Source organism: Flavobacterium azooxidireducens, assembly GCF_023195775.1.
GTDB classification, from domain to species: Bacteria; Bacteroidota; Bacteroidia; order Flavobacteriales; family Flavobacteriaceae; genus Flavobacterium; species Flavobacterium azooxidireducens.
In genome coordinates this window covers 3,449,540-3,465,089 of record NZ_CP096205.1, presented here as the reverse complement: position 1 = coordinate 3,465,089, position 15,550 = coordinate 3,449,540, and the positions used below count along the sequence as shown (strand labels likewise).

The following is a 15,550-nucleotide window of genomic DNA, read 5'->3' as shown; positions in this document are numbered from 1 at the left end:
TAGACCCAAACCTAACCAAAAATAGAATGTATGTGTTCTACTAATGCAAAATGGAAAAGCATAGTGAAAATATAAAAGTATTAATAAATAATGTAAAAGATAAAATAGGTAAACCGGTGAGCAGCAGAGTTGTAGCCGCTACCATAGAATCTTTTGGCATTAGAGATATCGATACACAAGCTGATTATGGTGTTTCAGACATTCAGGATTTAGCAAATTATGTCTATAGACAACTTACAACGTCTTTGGAGCATAAAGAGAGTTTGAATGTCAAACAACGTGAATACATAGAAACCAATCCGGAAACTATTCAACTTTCGGATTACATGGCTGTTAAAGCTAAAATTTTTGCTCAGTATTATCCTCTCGGAATTTTTCATCTTCTTCCTGTTTTTCTTCAAATTGCTGCTATTGTTGTTTTTGGTTATTCGTTGTGGACACACGTTCATTTTAATCATTTGCAATCTACAGCAGTTGTTTTAGGTGTAATTATTGGTATTGTTTCCACTGGAGGATTTGTTCAAGTAATAGGTCGTCAAGCTACTTTTTATTGGAACTATCTTGATTATTCTATGACTAAAAAAACCATCGATTATCTTTTAAAATTAGGCATTAAAACACTTTTTGTTGTTTTTGCAGTCATACTATTTGTGAATTCTTTTATTCATATTTATCCTTATAAAGTACTGTTTATCATATTTGCTTATGCATTTTTAATAGGCGTTCTTTTACTGGTTTTAGCACCATTGCACACAATCAGACAACGTTGGATGATTACTGTTGCTGTTATTTTGGGAACTTTTGTAACAGTTGTTTTAAATAAATATACTAACCTTTTAATTTATTATACGCATTGGTTTGGGATTAGCGTTGCAATCATTTCAGCTAAAACGTATTTGCATTTTTTCTTTAAAAGTTTTTTAAGAAAGCATCCGCCAAAAGCAGATTTAAACATTAAAACATCAGTGTTTATTTATCAAAATCATCGTTATTTTTTATACGGAATTTGTGTTTACTTATTTATCTTTATTGATAGAATTCTTGCTTGGTCTACAACGGCCGATGGTCAGCTTCCTTTTTTAATTTATTTTGAAAAAGATTATGAACTTGGAATGGATATGGCAATTTTGGTTTTCCTTTTATTATCAGGAGTTTTAGAATTCAGTATTGCTTCGTTTACTCGCTTTTTAGATATTACACAAAAGTTGGTGCAGTTTGAAAATTCAAAACTATTCAATAAAGAATTGCATAAATTATATTGGCAAAATATCATTATTTTATTGATAACTGCAGCAGTAATTTTTGTAATTATCTATCAATTGATGTTTGCTTCTTGGGGTTACAAAGGTCAATTTCACGAAGAATTAGGAAAATTAAGTGTAAAAGTTACTTACATTGGCGGTTTAGGCTATTTCTTCTTAGCTTGGGGAATGCTTAATACGCTGTATTTGTTTACTTTAGGTCAAACAGAACAACCACTAAAAGGAATTATTTATGCAATAGCAATAAACCTTACAGTTGGTTTTATTCTTAGCCGATTTGTGAGTTTTGAATATAGTGTTGTGGGAATGTTAGCCGGAGCCATGTTTTTTATGTTTTACACACTAAAACACATTTTCCGTTTTTTCAAAAAACTTGATTATCATTATTATGCGTCGTTTTAATTTGTTTTTATGGCTTTTGCCATCGTTGCTTTCCACTCCTGTTTTCAGCAATCCTGTTAACAAGAGCACTGTTTTGGTATGCTACGGTAAATTAGATCCAGCTAAAATTAAAGGGTATAACTATGTTATTTTAGAGGAAAAAAACTTTAAAACCGAAGACATTAAGCAAATAAAAAAGAATAATAAAAATGTTTTGGCCTACATTAGTTTAGGTGAAGTAAACAGTAATGCAATACATTATAAATTATTAAAAAACAGAACATTAGGAAAAAACAATAATTGGGATAGTTATTATTTAAATTTAAAAGACAAATCAACTTCGGTGGTCTTAATGTCGTTAATTAAAAAAGTATTAGACAAAGGTTTTGATGGTTTATTTTTAGATAATATTGATAATTTTTCGTCATTCGGTCCTCAATTTGCTCAACGAAATGAACTGGTTTCCTTAATTCAAAGAATTAAAAAAGAATATCCTAATCATGTTTTGGTTCAAAATTCAGGATTAGAATTAATTCCGGACACCAAAAACTTCATCGAATCGGTTTTATTTGAATCGGTTGCAACAGATTTCAGTTTCACAGATAACACATATAAACTTAGAGAAAACAATGATTTTACAATTCGATTGAAAAACATAATAGAAGCAAGTTCTAAATATAAAATTCCGGTTTTACTCATCGAATATGCAGATAACAAACTACTTTATGATCAAATTGTAAAACGTCTCTCATCAACCAACTTTGAGTATTTTATTGGAAAAATAGATTTACAATCTGTTCCCAATTTCACAAAATAAATCATGATACTTTCTAGCTCCATATTATTAGGTTTCATTCGGCTCGTTTTCTTGCTTATGTTTTTGTATTACTGCAACAACAAGTTAGTTAAACGTGAATATAGTCACAATTTATTGCAGTTTATTGTAAATGAGTGGTTTAAGTACGGAAGTTTATCGCTGGTTATTATTTTTGTTCTAATACAATTTAATGTTTACAGTCTAATTAATTATGTTCTAATCATGATGTTCGTGGTTTTGGTTGATGTAGTTGGTATTAAAAATTTTAAAAACCCGGTACGTTATTTCAAAGACACAGCCAAGTCTCGTTTTTTTGAATTTTTAAAAGATACTGAAAACAAAAAACCCATCAGAGAACTTGTTCAATTAGAAAAGCCAAAAAAATTAAAGGATGATCGTGTTTTTATTTTTTATGCAACTATAGTTTTAATAGTAGGAGCATTTATTGGGAGATATTATTTTTATATTTATGACACCTATCTACTTTCCGATTTGTGGGTGGCAAACTTGAATAAGGTTATCCTTTTTGATGAAAACATTTGGTTCGGCGGAACAGTTTCAGTTGAAGGCGAATTAGCCATGAGTAATTTATATTCTAAACTAGTTGACGTGAGTCCGGAAGTTGGTTTGCAAAGTTTAGCAATTCTTGAAGACATTATACTGAGTTTGGTAGTTTTTTGGTCGATACGTAAAATCTCTTCCTCAAAAATTTTAGCTCCAATGGTAGCTTTTCTTACCTATGTTTTTCTATATACATTTTCTCCAATTGAAATTCACTATTTGTTACAAAATGAGCCTGTTTTAATGGGATTAACATTTGCCATACCTTCTATGGTTTATATTCTTAAGCCTGATGTTATAAATTTTAAAAAAATAAATTATTTCACCAGTTTAACCATTTGTTTTATTGCAATCGGATTAATCGATTTGTTTACCTTATTAATTCTGATGCCACCATTTTTTATAATTGCTTTGGTGTTTGTAAACAAAAACTATTTAATATTTAAATGGATAGCTCTTTTGGCTTACATACTGGGAACAGGTTCTGTTTTGGTAACCTATTTTCTAATGTGTCAATACTATCAAAACGACTTTTTAATTTTCTTGCAGTCAAGTTTAATTTCAGTGACATCATTTACCTATATGCCTAATTTGATTATTCCGTTTGATGAATTATTAAAATATTATCAATACGGTTCATTGTTTAGCATCATTATTTTACCTTTTTTAATTTGGTATAAAAAAGAGCAATGGAAACCTTCGTTGGTTTTTATGTTATATTTCAATCTTTTAGTAACATTGAGTTTTATTCATGTAGAATGGATTGATTCTGATTTGTTACGTTTGGCATTATCTGTTTTTATTCCAATTTGTTTCGGAATTACGGCAGCTGTTTTGTTAAGAGTATTATTTCCTATTTATAAAAAAGTGTTTCGATTTAAAGTACCAATTGCTGTAGCAGTTTCACTTTTGGCCTTTGGTGGAATTATTTATTCGCAAATACACCCACTTAAAAACATCAAAACCTCAGACAAAACACCTCGAATGGTTTTAGATGCGTATGATAAAATTCTGCATGAATATTTTCCACATAGCTATGCGGTTGTGAATGATAATATCGCACAAACTTTAAGTTTAAACAAACACTTTTTTATTAACTACGAAGACTTTTTATTCAGTTACTTAGAAAGTGATTCCATCTATCATTACAACAGAAAGAAACCAAAATTTTTTGTTGAAAATCCGCAATACGTAATTCCTAAAAGTGTTTTGGTATTTGTTTATCATGACAACACAGAAACAGAAAATCATTTTGCCGATCAAAATCAATTAGAACCCCTGTTAAAGGAACATATTAACACGTTAGAAAAAAGAGGTAGAAAAGTCTCTTTGTATTACGAAAGCCCCTACGTAAACGTGTATGAAATTGAAAACGAACCCAAATCAAGTAAGATTGATGACCTAATCTATTAAGTATGAAAACCCGTGCAAACTTAAATCGAATAATCATACACAGCCTCATGGCTTTTGTGTTGATTTTTTCAAGCTGTGCCGACTTTGATGCGATAATGAATCCCAACAATATTGATTTATTTTCAAAAGATAAAGATGGAAAAAACAGTTCATTAAGACATTATTCAGACACCGATTTAAATCTTCCTCCTTTGGTAGAATATGTCGTAGATTTTGAAAATCCAATCAGTGTAAAATACAGCAATCACATCAAAAAACTATGTAATTACACAAAAATTCCATTCAAAAACATCAATATTAAAGCTTGGAATGCAAACTTAGAAATTGCACCTTCAACTCGTGTTCTGTGTGTTTTGGAAACAAAAAAACTAAATGATGCTTCAGTAGCTAAAATTTTAAAATTCGTTTCAGATGGTGGAACGCTATATCTTCCGTTTGCTTGTGAAGATAAACGTTTTGGTTTTATGATCGGAATGAAAACAAATTCAGATTATTTAACCGATGTAACTTCTGTTGGAATTAATTTTAAAGAAAATTTTATTCCAACTTTAGCAGGAACTTCTACCCGAGAATCAATTATTCATTTCGGGATGAGTGGCGAAAATTTTGATTTAACTAAAATTAAAATCTATGCCACATCCATTAATAATCCATCTTATCCGGCCATTTTAGAGTCCAAAATAGGGAAGGGGAGAGTCATCAATTTGAATTCTACCTTTGAATTTGAAAAAATGGATAGAGGATTATTATTTTCAGGAATGATGATGGGTTTAGAAGGAATTCCATATCCAATTGCCAACACCAGTACAATCTTTTTAGATGATTTTCCTTCGCCATTATACGACACAAAAATGGAACCTATAAAATCTGAAATGAATCTTTCCATTTCCGATTTTGTTAGAAATGTTTGGTGGCCGGACATGAAAGATTTAGCCAAGAAATATCAAATTAGCTACACTGCTGTTCCCGCTTTTGATTATAATGCCAAAACTGATCCTCCTTTTTTATTCAGTCAATGGGATGCTAAAAAAGTTTCTACCGGAGGTAGGGTAGAACCCGTGAGTAGTTGGTTAATGAGAGACTGTATCAAAAACGGACACGAATTGGGATTTCATGGCTATAACCACGTTTCATTGGTAAAAAGAGATTGGAAAAAACCCGAATTTATAGTTACTGCATTAGAAGGAGTTCAAAAAAAATGGAAAGTAAGCAGCTTTGGCGATTTGCCAATTTCATATGTTCCGCCGTCAAATTATATTGATCAAATGGGATTAAAAAGACTAAAAGAAGGACTTCCTTCCATTAGTTTTATGTGTAGTTTATATTTAGGTGAAACGTATGATGGTGGAAACCGCGAGTTTGATTTTGATCCGTATCATCACGGGATGTTTGATTATCCTCGTATTTCAAGTGGTTTTGAAGTGGATAATAATTCAAAATACAACATTCAATCCATGTATTTATACACCGGGATTTGGAATCATTTTGTGCATCCGGATGATGTTTATCAAATTCCAAGTCCGTTTAACAAAAGTGCCGGTGATTTTGAACTAAGAAATGCAAAAGGATTAGGATGGCGAAAAACCAAAGGAAAATCGGGCGGATTAATGGCTCAATTTGATAAATATCTAAAAGAATTTACTACAGCATTTCCGCAATCACGCTTTTTAAATGCCGGCGAAGGAGGCTTTATTGCGTTAGACTGGAGAGCTTCAAAATTTAATCATAAATCATACGACGGAAAATATATTGTAGAAGAATTAAATCCGGAAAATTCAATGTCTAACAGTCAGTATTGGTTTCTGTACGGATCGTTAGAAAATGCTGAAAACATTGAACTTCAATTAAAATCAATTGCTGTAATTTTTTCAAAAACAAAATATTTGAATGGATATTTATATTCTGTTTACACCAATGAACCTGTTATTAAAATTAAAGATTATCGCGAATACAGAGATAAAGAACTAGATTTTATTTATAATAAAGTGCAAAATGATTATTACACTTACATTGCAAAAGTGAAAGTTTTTGAACAAGGCGAAGAAGATAGTGCCGAGAATTATGAAGAAGAAATCAGATTAGAGAAAGCCGCATTAAAACAACGCATGCTTGCAGAACCAAAAATAGATTATCCAACCTGGAATAAATATGCAGAATACATGTCTTGGGACAACAAAGGCGATGAAGTTTGGACTATGTTAGAAAAACATTGTACAAAATATCCAACTAAAGAAAATGTTATGTATTCTGTAGAATTAGATAGATTAATTGGTTATCCAAACGATTTAGCTATGGAAAAATGGATAAATGCTCAATTGTTGGTTAATCCGAGAGATAAAGATTTGTTAAACAGTTATGTAGCTAATTTTAATACACCGGAAAATAGAGAAAAAATTAAACAAGCTTTAATTGCCCTTTTGGGTGTTGATACCGGAAAACAAAGTATGTTTAACTATCTTCAACATTTACTTTGGTATGAACCTCAAACAGCTTTGGTTGAATTAGAAAAAATCGAACCCTCCGAAGATTACCGAGAGCTAGCCACCAATATTACATGGCTTTATGCTAACGAAAAAAACTATCAAAAAGCCTACGATTGGTCATTTTACAGTAATGAAATTGATATTGCCAACAAAATGGAATGGTTATTTCAGTTGAAACAGTATGATAATTTAATCAATGAATACAACAGTCATATGGATAAAAATCCGGATGATTATAAAACAAAAGCATTGATGGCAAATTATTACCATGATATGGGTAAATTCAAAGAAGCATGGATTTTAGCAAGCGAATTACCGGAATCAAAAGAAAAAGAATCGCTTAGAAAAGCATTAAATGCAGATGTTGTTTATCAAGATGAATTTTTACAACAAGATTTATTAGCCAATTATCCTGAATTGTTTTTAGACAACGTGAGAATGGCCGTCACTAAAACCAATCGTTTAAAATATGGTAATTTTATTGAATCTGAAAATGAAATTCAAACCAACAAAGACCGTACAGCTTCATTAGCAACAAGACATTCTTATAATTTTTATGATAAGAAGAAGAACCTTCATCGATTTGCTGGTACATATTCTGAATTTTTCCCTTTAATTCGTTCTACGGTTGATACGATTATTGGTGATTCTAGTTCACAGAATAATCAAGACAATCAGCAATTAATTATTTCAGACGATAATAAATTTACCAGAGTTTACGGTGTAGAATATCAATATAAAAATCCGTTTTCATTTGATAAATATCAATATTGGTCCAGAATTAGATTTGAAATGGATAATTATCAACAAACCTATTTTCAGTTTGGTGCCGGTGTAAATAAAACATTCAAGAAAAATTTCAGTTCAGCTCAAGTCAATGTTTTTCCGGTTCAAACCGCTCCCGGACATGCCAAAGAGATTTATCATGTTCAATCGGTTCTGTATCAAAGTGTTTATTTTATGAAGAAAATTAATGCTACATTGGGAATTGAATCGAATTATTATACTAAAAGTAAAACGAATACCGATTTTATCACCGATAATAACATTGACATTTCTGCCACTTTGCGAGTTGCATGGGATGATGGTGAAGAGAAAAAATCTAGGTTAATTCCGTTTTTAGAATCTTCTATTCAAACCGGATCAGCCGATATAAGTGATGGTTATCCGTATTGGATGTTAGACAAACGTCTATTCGGTGGAGGAGGACTTAGCTACAGTTACGGTCTAGAAGCCAATGATTTTAAAGCAAAAGTAGAAGCCGCTTACTTTTTTGATGATTATGCCGATGTATTTCAACGATTTTCAGGAACAATTTCCTATCGATTGTTTAATTATACAGCTCTAGTAGCCGGTTTTGAAATATTTAATCAAGATAAATTTTATTCTAATACGGTACAATTTGGTTTAAAACATAGTTTTAGAGAAAAGAATCGTACCAAATAAAAAATGATGAAGTACAAAAGTTTGTACTTCATCATCCCTATAAAAAACATGAACTTGTTTTAGTGTTTCACTATAAATCTTCTGGAATCATTGATTTCTCCGTTATTAAACTGAATGAAATAAACACCATTAGTTAAGACTTGCGTGTCAAAACTTACTTTATTTCCGCTTTGAGTTGAATTCAATTTCATTTGTTGACCTAATGAATTATAAACTGTAAAGCTATATTCAGATGCTGCATCCATTTCAACAATTAACTCATTATCAGCAGGAACTGGGTGTAAAACAACTTTCAAACGGTTGTTGTCGGCAATACCAAGAGTTTCTGTAATTTCAATTTTGTGGTTCAATCTATTGTAACCGGTTGATGCTTCCCACATATTATTGTTAGCAAAACGAATTGCATATTCCGGTCTGTTTGCTAAAGAGGCATAAGCATCAGGAAGGTGTAAAAACAAATCATAATTTCCTGGAATAATTCCTTCCGGTAAAGTTAGATTTTCTGTAATAGTTACTTGATCTTGCCAATTTCTCGGATCAGAATCCAACATAATTGAAAAAACATCATTTGTAGATACATTTTTCAAAACAATATAAGCATAACGCTCATTAAATGGAGCTGCATAACCAACATTATTGATGTTTAAGGTAACAGACAATTGATTACTTAACGAAACAGTTTGTGGTAGTACTGCACTAGTTAATACAAAACGATAGCCAAGATTTTTTTGAATCTCCTGATAACAATCTCCTGTTTGCCATCCATTTATAACACTTGGGTGATAATCTAAATTAAGATAGGACCAGTGAAATTTAGCCATTTCAAATTGAGCAGTCGAACAATTTGTTCTCGATTCAAATACTGCACATGTTTCACCGCCCATTGGTACAAATTGTGTTTCTTGATCTAAATAAGGATATTCAGTATTCACATTAGTGTAAGTTCCAACATCTGTATTACTTGATAAAAAACAATCATTGTGGTGTCCAATTCTAGCTAAACTTGTGTTTGTGTATGCTTGACTCGGTGGGAGAGGAGTAGTAGTGTTATACATTTGCTGTTTCATCTTTGGATAACGAATCTGAACCGCTCTTGTGTTTGGTAAAGCATTCAAAATAGCATCTGTAATATTTTTTCGGTGAGCATAATTTGAAGAAGTTAAACTAGTTCCATTATAACCCCAACCGCCAAATTCGGCTTGGTCGGTATAATACCATTCTCCCCAAGCACCAATAAATCCGGCTTGCATAACGGCAATAACATCAGCATTCGCAATTAATAAAGGCTTGATTTGGTTAATGTGTTCTAACATTCTTGCCTTAGTAGCATCTAACACAACATCATCTCCATAATCATCTGAATAAGCAAAACGAATTACACTTTTTAATCCGGCATTACGAATTCGATTAAAATCCGTTTGCATATTATCCAAATAAGATTGAGGAATGGTAGTATTCACATAATCATTCAAATAAAAATACCTAAAAATCAATGTGATATTCTGATTTGTACGATAGTTTGTCAATGACGATTGGTTCAAAAGATTATAACCACTTGACGATGAAGATTCCGTATCACTGTACTTATAAAATCCACGTTCCGGATTTGGAAAGTTTGCACTCGACGCAGTATACGTAACTGTAGTAGTTTGTGCACCTCCGTAAATAAACAGAAGAGCACCAAAAAAGGTAAAAACTTTTCTCATAGTAGTAGGTTAGTTTTTTGTGCTAAATTTGGGTTAGCGGATTAAACGTTTTAGTTTTATTAGTATAATACGATGTTGTGGCTCATTGTATTACGGATTCAAATATAGATGAAATGTCTTTTTTTATCGATGAACTACGTTAAAAAAATACGTAAAAAATCGATGAAATGCATATAATACAAATTACTGTAAGATTATGATTATGAATTAACATAATTTTATGTAGGTTTTGATTCACTTTTTTTGAAGATTTGTGAGAATTATTAGCTTCTAATTATCAGTGAGTTAAGAATTTGACTACTTAGTTTTTATTAATTATTCTGAAAACAAATTTTAGAAGAATTAAAAGCAACTTTTTCAGATGATTTTCGAGCCCTTCATAGATTAAATAAAATTAATCATATTGAACTATAATTTATATTATGTAAAATAGAATATTTTGTAAAAAGACTTCATATCCTTCTATTACTGATAAATACAAATAATAATGATACAAGAACAAATGCTAGCGATATTCCAATACTATTTATCACTACACTCGTATAACCAATTGTATTTATATTCAAAAACGGATACGGATAATGATTTGAATAATTTCCAATCAATAAAACTGTAATTAAATATAGTATCGGAAAAATTAAAATTTTAAAAATGAATTTATACGATATAGAAATTTCGTTTTTAGCCATATACCAATACATTACAAAAACTATCGGATTTATAACATGTAACAACTCGTCAACAATTCGCTGCAAACCGGTTGGATTCCAAATAAAACGCAAAATAACATTATAGACGATGGCTACAATGCTAATGTAAACTGCAATAGCTGTTTGTACTTTATACGATTTAAAAAATGAAGAAAAATTAAATAAGTTTGATGTAAAACAGATCGATACTAAAATATTAGACAAAATCGTGAAAAAAGTAAAAAAACGAACAATAGTGTCGAAAACAGCAACTTCTCTATTTTGAATCATGATGATAAATTGAGTGATCAATGAAAACCATCCTAACAGGAATCCTAAAATCAAAATAAATTTTCTATTTTGCATACTATTCTATTTTTGATAAAGTTAATAAATCTGATTGTAAATTTGAATCTACTCTTAGAATTTATGTAACTTTATCGTTTTAATTACTATTGGTATGAAAAACTCAATTGCTGAACGAATAGCGGATTTTCTCAAAAATTTTCCACCTTTTTTCAGTCTTACCTATCCTGAATTAGTCTCAATTTCTAATGAAATTCAGGTAGTTCATGTAGAAAAAAACCATGTTTTATTCAAAATTGGTGATAAAACACATCCTTTTTTTTATGTTGTAAAAGAAGGTGCTATCGGACTTTCCGTTACTTCTGATGCCGAAGAAACCCTAATTGATAAATGTGATGAAGGTGATATTCTCGGTCTTCGTCCCTTTTTTGCCAAAGACAATTACTTAATGACAGCCAAAGCCCGCGAAGAAAGTCTTTTGTATGCCATTCCAATCGAAGTTTTTAAACCTTATGTAAGTCAAAATGCTGAAGTTTTGAGCTTTTTATTAGAAAGTTTTGCTTCCAACACCAGAAACCCTTACGATAAAGAAAATAAAGGAAAATTGATTTCCGAAAATGTGATTTATGATGAACAAAGTTCTGAAATTCAATATTTTCAACCAATTTCATATACAAAAAGTCCAATTACAGCTTCCAGAAAAGATATTGTGAAATTTGTGGCACAAACCATGACACAAAGCAAAATTGGAAGCGTAATTATTCAAGATAATAATCTTCCGGTTGGAATTGTGACCGATAAAGATTTACGATCAAAAATCGCCACTGGCCTCTTTCCTATTGATATTACAGTCGATCAAATCATGTCGGCTCCGGTAATTACTGTGGCGGAAAATATTTCTATTGCCGAAACCCAAATGATGATGCTCAAACATAATGTTGGCCATCTTTGTGTTACCGTTGATGGAACCAATAAATCAAAAATCATGGGAATTATTTCCGAACATGATGTTGTAGCAGCACAAGCAAATAATCCCGGCGTTTTGCTTAAACAAACCAAACGGGCAACTCGTTCTAAAGAATTAAAAGCCGTTCGTGAAAAACTAAACGATTTGATTCAGAATTCGTTAGATAAAAATATTCCAATTCAACATATTTCTAATATTGTAGGCGAAATCAATATTGCTATCACCAAAAGAGCCGTTGAATTAGCCATTGAAAAAATGGAAGAGCAACCCCCTACTCGATTTGCTTGGATGAATATTGGAAGCCAAGGCCGTAAAGAGCAATTATTGATGACTGATCAAGATAATGCCTTAGTTTTTGAAGATGTGGAAGAAGAACGTTATGACGATGTGAAAAAATATTTCCTCGAATTAGCCGAAAAAGTGACCAAAACACTCAATAAAGTTGGTTACGAATTTTGTCCGGCAGACATGATGGCCAGCAATCCTATGTGGTGCAAATCGGTTACAGATTGGAACAAACAATATAATTCGTGGATTAATAAACCCGGTGAAAAAGGAATTTTGATGTGTTCCATTTTCTTTGATTATGATTTTATAGTTGGTGATGAAAATTTAGTTGATTTGATTACAGAAAACATCTTTGCTAATGTTCACAACAACCAATTATTTTTTGCTTATTTGGGTACGGATGCATTGAAAAATCCACCGCCTTTAGGCTTTTTCCGTCAGTTTCTGGTGGAAGATGATGGTGAACACAAAGATACTTTTGATATTAAAAGCCGAGCCATCATGCCATTGGTTGATGCTGCTCGTTTGCTGGTTTTAAGTCAAGGTGTAAGAGGCATCAACAATACCTATCAACGGTACAAAAAAATGGCCGAATTAGAACCTCAAAACGCTGATTTATTTGAAAGTTGTGCCGAAGCTTTTTCCACACTTTCACTCTTTAGAACCGAAGAAGGTTTACTAAATAGTAATAATGGTAGGTATTTGAATTTGAATGAGTTATCGAAATCAGATAAAGTAAAGCTTAAAAACGCTTTTCAACCAATTCGGGATATTCAGGATGCTATAAAAAATCGTTTTCAACTCACTTATTTCACCTAAACTATGGTATTAGATTGGTTTAAAAAAGTAAGCAAAGATTATCCGAAATTTTGGGAAAATTATCTCGAAAATTTTGAGAGCGAACCCGATCCTTCAAAACCAAAAAGATATGTGGTTTTTGATTGTGAAACTACCGGATTAGATTATCGCAAAGATGTTATTCTATCTATTGGAGCAGTTACTGTGATTGATAGTTCTGTGATTGTGAATGATTCGCTGGAGCTTTTCTTAAAACAAGCTATTTATAAACCGGAAGTTGCTTCTATTCACGGAATTTTGAAAGAAGGAAAAGAAGAAAAAATTGTAGAAGCCGAAGCTGTCATTCGATTTTTAGAATTCATCAAAAACGCCACTTTAATCGGTCACAATGTGAATTTTGATATCGAAATGATTAACCAAGCTCTCAAACGTTTAGACGTAGGAAAACTCAAAAACGATAGCATGGATACCGATGCTATGTATCAAAAATTCAAAGGTTTGCAAGAAGATCAACACTCTACGTTAGACGAACTTTGCAAAGTTTTAAAAGTAGAAAGAAGCGACCGTCACACAGCTTCCGGTGATGCTTTTATTACAGCTTTGGTGTTTTTAAAGTTGAAGAAAAGGCTTTTGATTGGATAAAAATTAACTTTCATAACCATTTCAAAATCCCTTCTTCTTGTTCTTTCTACTTTTTTATACTACTTTTGCCGCTCTATGAAAAAAGCAGCTACTTCAACTTCTCAGCTTACGCCGCCTTGATGGTGGGTTAATTCTTTTTTAATTTCCAATAATTTTATTGGTTCATTTTTTACATCCATTTCTTTTTTGGACAAAATATCATTTTAAACATATTCAAACTATTTATATGCAAAAAGTCATTAATTTATTCGATTTTAAACAAAAAGTAGATTATAAAACAGAAATACTATCAGGATTAACCGTTGCCTTAGCTTTAGTTCCAGAAGCAGTTGCATTTGCAATGATAGCAGGAGTTTCGCCATTAGTCGGACTTTATGCCGCTTTTATGATGGGATTAGTGACCAGTATTTTAGGTGGTCGTCCCGGAATGATTTCCGGTGCTACAGGTGCTGTTGCAGTTGTTGTGGTTACTTTAGCCCAAAGTCATGGAGTGGAATATATTTTTGCCACCGTAATTATTGCCGGAATTATTCAAATGGCAGCAGGTTTTTTAAAATTGGGTAAACTCATTCGATTGGTTCCGCATCCCGTAATTTTTGGATTTGTAAACGGTTTGGCCATCATCATTTTTATGTCGCAATTAGATCAATTTAAAGACATTTCAGGAAATTGGTTAACAGGAGGAAATCTGTATTTATTACTTGGTTTAGTATTTTTAACTATGTTAATAATTTGGGGCTTACCAAAATTAACCAAAGCAATTCCGGCTTCATTAACTGCTATTTTAGTTGTTTTCGGATTGGTTTATTTCTTAAAATTAGATACTAAAACGGTTGGTGATATCGCTTCAATCAAAGGAGGTTTTCCGCCGTTTCACATCCCTTCCATCCCATTTACATTTGAAACATTACAAATAATTTTCCCGTATGCAGCCATTGTTGCCGGAGTTGGTTTGATAGAAAGTTTGCTAACTTTAAACATTGTTGACGAATTAACAGAAAGTCACGGACACAGTAACAGAGAAGCTGTTGCACAAGGAACAGCCAATATTTTATCGGGTTTTTTCTCAGGAATGGGCGGTTGTGCTATGATTGGACAAAGTTTGATTAATGTGTCAAATGGAGCAAGGGCGAGATTATCAGGAATTGTAGCTTCAGTTATGCTATTGGTTTTTGTGATGTTTGGGAGTAGTTTAATTGAAAAAGTTCCTATGGCCGCTCTAACCGGCTTAATGATTATGGTGGCAATTGGAACATTTGAGTGGGCAAGTTTAAAAACGTTTACCAAATTTCCAAAATCAGATATATTGGTAATGGTGTTGGTTACTTTGGTAACTGTGTTTTTACACAATTTAGCTTTAGCGGTTTTAATTGGTGTAATTATAGCAGCCTTGGTTTTTGCGTGGGATAATGCAAAGCGAATTCGTGCCAGAAAATATGTGGATTACAATGGCGTAAAACATTATGAAATTTACGAACCATTATTCTTTGGTTCAACTACCGCTTTTATTGAAAAGTTTGACATTTTGAATGATCCAACAGAAATTATCATCGATTTTAAAGAAAGTCGTGTCGTAGATATGTCTGCCATTGAAGCCTTAAACCGATTGACTGAACGCTACCACAAACAAGGGAAGAAAATCCAGTTAAGGCATTTGAGTCCCGATTGCCGTTCGCTTATTAAAAATGCAGAAAGTATTATTGAAGTTAATGTAATCGAAGACCCAACGTATAATGTAATGTTGAACAAATAGATAAAAAAAGTGACTCCGAAAAGTCACTTTTTTGTTTT

9 protein-coding genes are annotated in these 15,550 nt (G+C 31.9%); 7 read left to right on the top strand and 2 right to left on the bottom strand.

What is annotated here, in order from left to right; all coding sequences use genetic code 11:
* Positions 1-50: 50 nt before the first annotated feature.
* From M0M57_RS14945 to M0M57_RS14930, 4 genes are all read left to right on the top strand, one after another.
* Complete coding sequence (locus M0M57_RS14945; RefSeq protein WP_248433879.1) at positions 51-1,664, top strand: hypothetical protein; 1,614 nt, start codon at positions 51-53, stop codon at positions 1,662-1,664.
* Positions 1,636-2,460, top strand: a complete 825-nt coding sequence (locus M0M57_RS14940; RefSeq protein WP_248433878.1) for an endo alpha-1,4 polygalactosaminidase — start codon at positions 1,636-1,638, stop codon at positions 2,458-2,460. Before M0M57_RS14945 ends, M0M57_RS14940 begins: the two co-directional genes overlap by 29 nt.
* A gap of 222 nt (positions 2,461-2,682) precedes the next feature.
* A complete protein-coding gene (locus M0M57_RS14935; protein ID WP_248433876.1) occupies positions 2,683-4,434 on the top strand; it encodes a hypothetical protein in 1,752 nt (583 codons plus the stop codon).
* A 2-nt stretch (positions 4,435-4,436) separates the two neighbouring features.
* Entirely contained in the window at positions 4,437-8,363 is a 3,927-nt protein-coding gene (locus tag M0M57_RS14930; RefSeq protein ID WP_248433875.1) for a DUF2194 domain-containing protein, read from the top strand.
* Positions 8,364-8,422: 59 nt separating this feature from the next.
* Here the strand turns inward: M0M57_RS14930 and M0M57_RS14925 are convergent, their stop codons facing one another.
* Together M0M57_RS14925 and M0M57_RS16780 are read right to left on the bottom strand one after the other, a co-directional pair.
* Positions 8,423-10,069, bottom strand: coding sequence for a DUF4832 domain-containing protein (locus M0M57_RS14925; RefSeq protein ID WP_248433873.1), 1,647 nt, complete (start codon positions 10,067-10,069; stop codon positions 8,423-8,425).
* A gap of 452 nt (positions 10,070-10,521) precedes the next feature.
* Positions 10,522-11,049 (bottom strand): Pr6Pr family membrane protein, encoded by a 528-nt coding sequence (locus M0M57_RS16780; protein ID WP_407647490.1) that lies wholly within the window; start codon positions 11,047-11,049, stop codon positions 10,522-10,524.
* 169 nt (positions 11,050-11,218) lie between these two features.
* Here M0M57_RS16780 and M0M57_RS14920 point away from each other — a divergent pair, with 169 nt between their 5' ends.
* From M0M57_RS14920 to M0M57_RS14910, 3 genes are all read left to right on the top strand, one after another.
* Positions 11,219-13,138: a DUF294 nucleotidyltransferase-like domain-containing protein gene (locus M0M57_RS14920; RefSeq protein WP_248433871.1), complete on the top strand. Its 1,920-nt coding sequence runs from the start codon at positions 11,219-11,221 to the stop codon at positions 13,136-13,138.
* Positions 13,139-13,141: 3 nt separating this feature from the next.
* A complete protein-coding gene (locus M0M57_RS14915) occupies positions 13,142-13,759 on the top strand; it encodes a 3'-5' exonuclease (protein ID WP_248433870.1) in 618 nt (205 codons plus the stop codon).
* 226 nt (positions 13,760-13,985) lie between these two features.
* On the top strand, positions 13,986-15,512 hold the full coding sequence (locus M0M57_RS14910) for a SulP family inorganic anion transporter (RefSeq protein ID WP_248433869.1): 1,527 nt from the start codon (positions 13,986-13,988) through the stop codon (positions 15,510-15,512).
* The last annotated feature ends 38 nt before the right edge of the window (positions 15,513-15,550 follow it).

Bases quoted from the DNA above. Each gene is read 5' to 3' on its own strand.
- M0M57_RS14945 (WP_248433879.1), top strand. From the start codon at position 51: ATGGAAAAGCATAGTGAAAATATAAAAGTATTAATAAATAATGTAAAA.
- M0M57_RS14935 (WP_248433876.1), top strand. From the start codon at position 2,683: ATGATGTTCGTGGTTTTGGTTGATGTAGTTGGTATTAAAAATTTTAAA.
- M0M57_RS14930 (WP_248433875.1), top strand. From the start codon at position 4,437: ATGAAAACCCGTGCAAACTTAAATCGAATAATCATACACAGCCTCATG.
- M0M57_RS14925 (WP_248433873.1), bottom strand. From the start codon at position 10,069: ATGAGAAAAGTTTTTACCTTTTTTGGTGCTCTTCTGTTTATTTACGGA.
- M0M57_RS16780 (WP_407647490.1), bottom strand. From the start codon at position 11,049: ATGATTCAAAATAGAGAAGTTGCTGTTTTCGACACTATTGTTCGTTTT.
- M0M57_RS14920 (WP_248433871.1), top strand. From the start codon at position 11,219: ATGAAAAACTCAATTGCTGAACGAATAGCGGATTTTCTCAAAAATTTT.
- M0M57_RS14915 (WP_248433870.1), top strand. From the start codon at position 13,142: ATGGTATTAGATTGGTTTAAAAAAGTAAGCAAAGATTATCCGAAATTT.
- M0M57_RS14910 (WP_248433869.1), top strand. From the start codon at position 13,986: ATGCAAAAAGTCATTAATTTATTCGATTTTAAACAAAAAGTAGATTAT.